Origin of the sequence: Acinetobacter sp. 766875, from assembly GCF_000582055.1 — a bacterium.
Taxonomy (GTDB): Bacteria; Pseudomonadota; Gammaproteobacteria; order Pseudomonadales; family Moraxellaceae; genus Acinetobacter; species Acinetobacter nosocomialis.
Map to the genome: position 1 here is coordinate 71,784 of NZ_JEXX01000018.1, position 6,806 is coordinate 78,589.

Sequence of the window (6,806 nt, forward strand, 5' to 3'; positions counted from 1 at the left end):
CATCTATCCCATAAATTCAAACCTACTATACTTTTAAAAAGTTGAATAGTTATAGGAATGAATGATGATGAAAAATAATAAAGTTAAAAATTTAACTTACCGTTTAATTCTATCTGCATTAACGCTATCTCCATTTGTAATTCAAAATGCTCATGCAGCAGTTAAAAATATTGTTTTAGTGCATGGTGCTTTTGCTGATGGGTCGAGTTGGAATGCAGTTTCAAGTCGATTGCAATCGCTTGGATACCATGTTACTTCCGTTCAAAACCCATTAACTTCTTTAGATGCAGATGTTGATGCAACAAAAAAAGTTTTAGAAAGACAAAAAGGTGATGTACTTCTTGTTGGTCATTCTTGGGGTGGCGTGGTTGTAACAGAAGCAGGTAATGCATCAAATGTGAAAGGCATAGTTTATTTATCAGCGTTAGTACCAGATAGTAATGAATCGGCATCTGATTTACTTACGCGCTTAAAGTCTCCAATGGAAGGGATGGAGCCTGATAAAAATGGTTTGATTTGGTTAGATGACGCTAAAACGTTTCAACATGTAATGGCCAACGATATATCGGAAAAGCAAGCTAAATTACTTGCATCTGTTCAACAGCCTATCTCTGCTAAAGCATTCACGCAAAAAATTTCTGAAGCTGCGTGGCGTGTAAAGCCTACGTGGTATCTCATGACAACTCACGATAATGCATTGAGTCCGCGAACACAGGAATTGATTTCTAAACAGACTCACTCCAGTGTAATCCGAGTTAACTCTAGTCATTTATCTCTGATTTCTCATCCAGATCAAGTTTCCAAACTTATTGATAAAGCAGCTAAAAGTTTTAAATAGTAATTCCTTATTAGGCGATATTTATGAAAATTTTACATATTGATTCGAGTATTCTTGGCGAACAATCTATATCTCGAAAACTGGCAGCTAGTTTTATAGAACGGTTGAATAAAGCAGATCATCAAAATGAAATTACTTATAGAGATATTGTTAAAGACCCTATAAATCATTTAACAGGAGAAATCGCAGCAGGTTTTAGAAACTTAAATATAAATATTTCTGATGAAAATGTAGTTAAGGAACATCAGCTTTCCGATGAGTTGGTTGCCGAGTTCTTAAATAGTGAACTCATTATAATCTCAGCCCCTATGTATAACTTTTCTATTCCCACTCAGTTAAAAGCGTGGTTTGACCGAATTGCATAGGTTGGGAAAACATTTAAATATACGGAAAATGGCCCTGTAGGCTTATCAGAGGGGCGTAAAGTAGTAATTTTATCAGCAAGAGGAGGATTCTATTCAAAAGAGCCTCTCTCTCATATGGACTTCCAAGAAAAATACATCACAGCTTTTTTCAATTTTTTAGGCATTAAAGATATTTACTTTGTTAGAGCAGAGGGAACATCAAAAGCCCCAGCCATTAAAGATATTGAAATTCAAAAAGCTTTGTCGAGTATTGATGAAGTAAGTAACAACTTAAGTAAAAGAGAAGAGTGATTATGCTTTCATGTATTACGTTAACTTATAAAGTTTCTGGTGAGATCATTCGTAATCATCTTGAAAGTCACAAAGCATGGTTGAAGGAAAATATTGATTTGGGTCATTTCATCTTGGCTGGACCCATCGAGAATGAAAACGCTGGTTTTATTTTAAGTACAATCGTTAATGAAGACCATCTTCAAGATGTTCTTAAGCGTGATCCATTTGTTGAATTTGATTTGGTCGGAATTGAAGTAAAGAAATTACCTTCCATCATTAAAAATAAAAATTTTCTATTCTGATTGTCTTAAGTTAATAATTTATTTATCTATTTGATAAATAAATTATTAACTTAAGACAATTTTTACAAATACAGCTTAATAAGACACGATAGATTAAACTTTGTTAGGCTGCACCAAAGAATAATTTTAATTTTTTAGTATCTATTGAATGCATGTATCAAATAGCTTTATCCCTCATCTGGTGGAGGGGAAAAGATGACTTAAGAAAAATAAAAACATCGAATAATTTTTAAACTAAATAAATTACGTTTAATTCATCACAAATTATAAGAATAATATGAAAATCATGTGATTATTATCGATTGACAGTAGGCGATATTAAGTTTTATAACTTAATGACCCTGAAACTGTTTCTTTAGTAAAACAGAATAATGACAATATAAAGATGAGTAGAAAATAGAACAAAAAAAGATAAGGAGAAGAAATGAAAGTCATTAAGTACGCCTTATTTTCCCTTATGGGAATGCTGATAATAAATAGCGCACATGCTGGAAATGCATCTACCTCATTAAAAGTGAGTTTAACCATTGTAGACACTTGCGAAGTTTCAACCCAAGGAAATCTAGATTTTGGTACAGTTGTACGTGCGCAGCCAGTTTCAGCCACAAGAACCGATGTCTCTGTCCAATGCAGCAAAAATACACCGTATCAAGTCGCCGTCACCTCAGACAATAACTTTGAGCTTAAGTCTGCTGCAAGCACAGCATCTGTGGCATATGTGTTGTATCAGGATGCTGGACATACTCAAATTTGGGGCGGGGCAGGAAGTAAAATACACTCAGGTATTGCAACGGGAATGAAAGAAAATATTCCTATACATGGGGTAATTACATCAAGTACCAATGTTCAGGCTACAAAGTATGAGGATTGGGTACGTGTGAATGTTGTTTATTAATTGCAGCTCGGCAAAGTGTTATAAAAACCTTGAGAGCTGCATCATAAATGGTTTTATTTATGGGTAAGCCATTGAATTGAGGAATCAAACAGCTTTAAACCATCGTCAGATAGATTGGTAAAGGTGTCATTGTTAAGGAAGAACATAAGACGCTTTGCAGGCGCTAAAGATTCATAATCCATTGTTGCACCTTTCTCATATCCCCAAATGGCTACTTTTTCAGGTTGACCATAAATCGTTGCAATAATGGTGGCACCTAAACCGGGCTTGCCCCAACTCATAGGCGCTTGAGCCTTATATACATTGCGAGTTCCAGCAGGAAGCTGTGCAGAGAGGGGATGCGGTGCATTGACTAGCCACAAATAACGTTCTTTCTCGACTTCGCCAAAATCGGTATTAATACGTTTACCGGTCATAGCCAAATCATCAAGGTAGTCGTTTTCCCATGTCATGATTGGAAGGGGAAGTTGACGCCAACCAGATTGAAGGTTTTTAGAAGCAACAGTAGAAGAGATAATGACTAAATCTGTGTTCTTTAAACTGTTTGGTGAAACAGATTGATCTAACACCTCAACTTGATAGCCCTTGCTTTGCAAGTATTTTTGAATGGCAATATCTGTACTCGCCGAGGCACCTTTAACTTGAGAGATCAAGGCAATTCGCGTTTGAGCATAAACAGCAGAGCTAAACAATGTGCCAATCAACACTACGATAGAAAGAAGCTTTTTCATATTGATTTCAAAAGAGCAGCGATTTAGGCACTGCTCTAATCCCATGTTTTAAAATTTAAAGGTTGCACGTAATACCGCTTGGCGAGAATCACCTTGAGACACGGCCAAATTATTTACACTGGCTGTGTAGTAGGTTTTGTCAAAGATATTATTTAAATTAAATTGGAACGTAACTGCTTGTTTGGCAATGGTCGTGTCATAACTGACAAAAGCATTGGCAAGGGTATAGTCAGGTAGGTCAAAGGTGTTTTTTACGTCTCCAGCTCGTTTGCCAACATAATTACCGCTTATACCAAAACGTAAATTACCGTTGTAAAGTTCGCCATAGTTATACGCTAGTGCCAAAGATGCAGTATTTTTCGCTACATTATTTAAGCGATTGCCTTCAAGGCCAGTTTCATCCTTAGTAACTTTAGCATCTGTATAGGCATAGGTAAGGGTCGCATCAAGCTGATCGGTCACACGTCCTGTCAGGTCGAGTTCAGCACCTTTAGAACGAACTGCTCCGGTAGTACGTAATTCCGTTTCTTGACCAGGTTTAGTGATTGCTACTAAAACATTACGTTTTTTAATGTCGTAGAATGCAACGTTGGCTTTAATACGGTCATTTAGCTCATATTTTGCACCCACTTCATAAGACTTGGCTTGTTCCGGTTGTACATCAGAGTTAATAACCGCATCACCTAATGGAGCAATTGTAGAATTCGGCTTAAGTGACTCGGTATAACTACCATAGAATGAAAGCTGGTCATTCCATTTATAAACTAAACCTGCATGTGGAAGCCAAGCATCATCATTGGTGTTGGTGTTTTCTTTAAACGGTCTGCCACGGCCAGCAGTTTGCTGGTAGTTCAGGTAACGTCCACCAAGCACTGCAATCCATTTTTCATTTAGGTGAATTGCATCTTGTACATAAAAACCATAGGTATGCAGTTTATCGGTTTGATCACTATCTGATGCAACAACGTTTTGAGATGGCTCAACAGTTCCAAAACTTGGATTTAAATAATCTAAAGTTGAGGTATTGCCACGAACCATATCTGGACGGAAATACTTACGGTATTCGATGTCTGAACCGAATTGAATATCATGCTTTAAACCAAACAGATTGGTTGAACCATTGATATAGGCTTGAGCATTACTATCTACGCTTTGTGCATTTAAAGTCGCATCGGTACGGCGTGTCACCGTGTGATTAGCAGTATCTAATGAAAGTACACGTAACTGGTTGGCATCATAAGTTTCGTAGTTGTAGGTATAACCAAAGTGAGCTGACCAGTTATCATTAATTTGGTGGTCAATTAACAACTGCGCCAAATGATCTTCGCCTTTCATTTGGTTAAACGCTTCATCTAGACGTTGGTATTTAGAGATCGGTAGGGCTTTGTTGGTTTTCGGGTCAAAAACGGTAGAACGGTCAAAAGGTACATCAAAGTGACGATATTGATAACTCAGGTTCACTTTAGTTTGACCATTATCCCATGCTACAGACGGAGCAATTAAAGTCTGTTTGAGATTACCAAAATTACGCCAATAGTCGGCGTCAGAATGATCGGCAATAAAGCGATAAGCAAAGTTACTGTCACCAATTGCACCCGTAGTATCTATGCTTGCACCTAAACCATTTTTACCTGCTGCAAAGCTTGAGCCGTAAACGGAAAGTTCACTTTTCTGAGTCGTCTCAGGTTTCTTTGTAATGACATTGACCACACCACCCGGGTCCATAATGCCATAGAACAATGAAGATGGACCTTTTAAGACTTCAACTTGTTCAACGGCCGCATTCATGGTTCGGCCTTGCACAATTGGCATACCATTTACGGTAATTGAACCGTCACGGTTATCACCAAAGCCGCGTTTCATTACGGTGTCTTGTGTACCCCCTAAAGTATTACCCTGCGTAATGCCGCTGACTTGGGTCAGTGCATTGTCCAAGTTCGCAGGTAAATAATCTTTCATGTATTGCTTCGATACAACGTTTACAGTTTGCGGGCTTTCTAGATTTTTTTGTTTGCCTCTTAGCGTCGACGCCGTTTGTGTTGCGATATAACTTGAGTCTGCTTCAGCCTGAACCTTAATCGTTTCTAGTTGTGCCGGTTGAATCGCGCTTGTTTCTGCCCAAGACATCATTGGAATGAGGGATAAGAGTAAGGGGCTACTATGTTTTAAAATTTCAACAGTAATTAAATTTTTACGCGGGGAGAAAGCAAACATAAGTATACCTAAGTGATATAAAAATCGTGAAAGGCTAAAAAAGAGCGACTATTCAAGCGAACAAACAAGAGTGCTGACTAGACTCAAAAAAAGTGAGTAAAGTATATATAAATGAGACTCATTTGCAATGGTTTGGAGTGAATAAAGGGGTGGGAAAAATTAATAATAATTTAACTTTTTAATTAGATTATCTTTTTACTGTCAGATCATGCAGGTTTTATTACCGGCCAAGTTCTCAATGTGGATGGTGGTGGAAGCTTATAGATAATCGTAACAATACTTAGGTACTGAAAATTTAAACTTCATCTTGCCTAATTTTTGAAAAAGATAGGAAGGTTCATAGAAAAACCACATCCTATGAAAGGTATAACTTTATAATGTTGATTCATTCTAAATGGCAGACGTAATCAATCACTTCATCTGTAATAATTTTAAATTTACTATTTTCTGGAACCTTAAAAGATTCACCACTTGAATAGATTTTAGTCTCCGGATCATCGCCAATTTGAACACTGCATTTACCCGAAATGATCTCAATGCGTTCCGAAACGTGGGTTTTAAAAGTTAAAGCTTTTTCTGTTGGAAGAATCACCCCTAAGGTCTTTTTTGTACCATCTTCAAGTTCAATAACATGACTAATGGAGTGTCCCTCGTAATGAACATTCGCTTTTTTTTTATAGAAACAGCATCAAATTGATTTGGCATTTTTCTTGTCTCTTTTATTGTACCGAATATGTACAAGATAATAATAAAAGCTCATCTCAACTTTCAAGCTTTAAAAATAGATTGTTAGATGGACACTAGAAATAAATGCATTTCGAATATAAGGGGCTTTGTTGCATAAAGCCTTTGACGGCAGAGTTTTCCTAAGTTGCTAAAATTTAGGTTACAACTTGGGTATGAGGTCTGCCTAATTCTGTAAATTTATTTAATACGGCTACGCGTGCATGGATCTCATTCACTTGGCTGTCAAAATTCCTAGCACTGAGTTTATCGCCTAATAACTTGATGCAATGCATCTTAGTTTCAACCAAACTTCGCCGATGATAGCCTGACCATTTTTTCCATAGTGTGCTGCCTAAACGTTTAACTGTTCGAAGTAATTCATTTCGCTCTAGCGAGCTGATCTTTGTATCTTTCCATGGTTTCGCATTTTTTCTAGGTGGAATCACCGCATGCGCTTGCCTA

The 6,806-nt window shown here is 37.2% G+C and carries 6 protein-coding genes and 2 pseudogenes; 4 read left to right on the forward strand and 4 right to left on the reverse strand.

Annotated features, from left to right (window positions below):
* Positions 1-64 precede the first annotated feature (64 nt).
* The 4 genes and pseudogenes from J576_RS14405 (at position 65) to J576_RS14420 (ending at position 2,673) form a co-directional block, all read left to right on the forward strand.
* Entirely contained in the window at positions 65-838 is a 774-nt protein-coding gene (locus J576_RS14405; RefSeq protein WP_002053585.1) for an alpha/beta hydrolase, read from the forward strand.
* Positions 839-861: 23 nt separating this feature from the next.
* Positions 862-1,494, forward strand: a pseudogene (locus tag J576_RS14410) (FMN-dependent NADH-azoreductase).
* A gap of 2 nt (positions 1,495-1,496) precedes the next feature.
* Entirely contained in the window at positions 1,497-1,778 is a 282-nt protein-coding gene (locus tag J576_RS14415) for a YciI family protein (protein WP_002053587.1), read from the forward strand.
* A 424-nt stretch (positions 1,779-2,202) separates the two neighbouring features.
* The gene (locus J576_RS14420) at positions 2,203-2,673 is read left to right on the forward strand and encodes a Csu type fimbrial protein (protein ID WP_002053605.1); all 471 of its coding nucleotides are present in this window, start codon (positions 2,203-2,205) and stop codon (positions 2,671-2,673) included.
* 53 nt (positions 2,674-2,726) lie between these two features.
* Here J576_RS14420 and J576_RS14425 read toward each other — a convergent pair whose 3' ends face one another.
* The 4 genes and pseudogenes from J576_RS14425 to J576_RS14440 form a co-directional block, all read right to left on the reverse strand.
* Positions 2,727-3,404 (reverse strand): hypothetical protein, encoded by a 678-nt coding sequence (locus J576_RS14425; RefSeq protein WP_025467991.1) that lies wholly within the window; start codon positions 3,402-3,404, stop codon positions 2,727-2,729.
* A 48-nt stretch (positions 3,405-3,452) separates the two neighbouring features.
* Positions 3,453-5,618, reverse strand: a complete 2,166-nt coding sequence (locus J576_RS14430) for a TonB-dependent siderophore receptor (RefSeq protein WP_002053584.1) — start codon at positions 5,616-5,618, stop codon at positions 3,453-3,455.
* Between the two features lie 385 nt (positions 5,619-6,003).
* A pseudogene (locus J576_RS14435) lies at positions 6,004-6,323 on the reverse strand (pyrimidine/purine nucleoside phosphorylase).
* A 176-nt stretch (positions 6,324-6,499) separates the two neighbouring features.
* Positions 6,500-6,806: IS5/IS1182 family transposase (locus J576_RS14440; protein ID WP_033855602.1), on the reverse strand; the 307-nt coding region annotated here is incomplete at its 5' end.

Excerpts from the sequence above, each read along its gene's own strand:
- J576_RS14405 (WP_002053585.1), top strand. The coding sequence starts at position 65 with ATGATGAAAAATAATAAAGTTAAAAATTTAACTTACCGTTTAATTCTA.
- J576_RS14415 (WP_002053587.1), top strand. The coding sequence starts at position 1,497 with ATGCTTTCATGTATTACGTTAACTTATAAAGTTTCTGGTGAGATCATT.
- J576_RS14420 (WP_002053605.1), top strand. The coding sequence starts at position 2,203 with ATGAAAGTCATTAAGTACGCCTTATTTTCCCTTATGGGAATGCTGATA.
- J576_RS14425 (WP_025467991.1), bottom strand. The coding sequence starts at position 3,404 with ATGAAAAAGCTTCTTTCTATCGTAGTGTTGATTGGCACATTGTTTAGC.
- J576_RS14430 (WP_002053584.1), bottom strand. The coding sequence starts at position 5,618 with ATGTTTGCTTTCTCCCCGCGTAAAAATTTAATTACTGTTGAAATTTTA.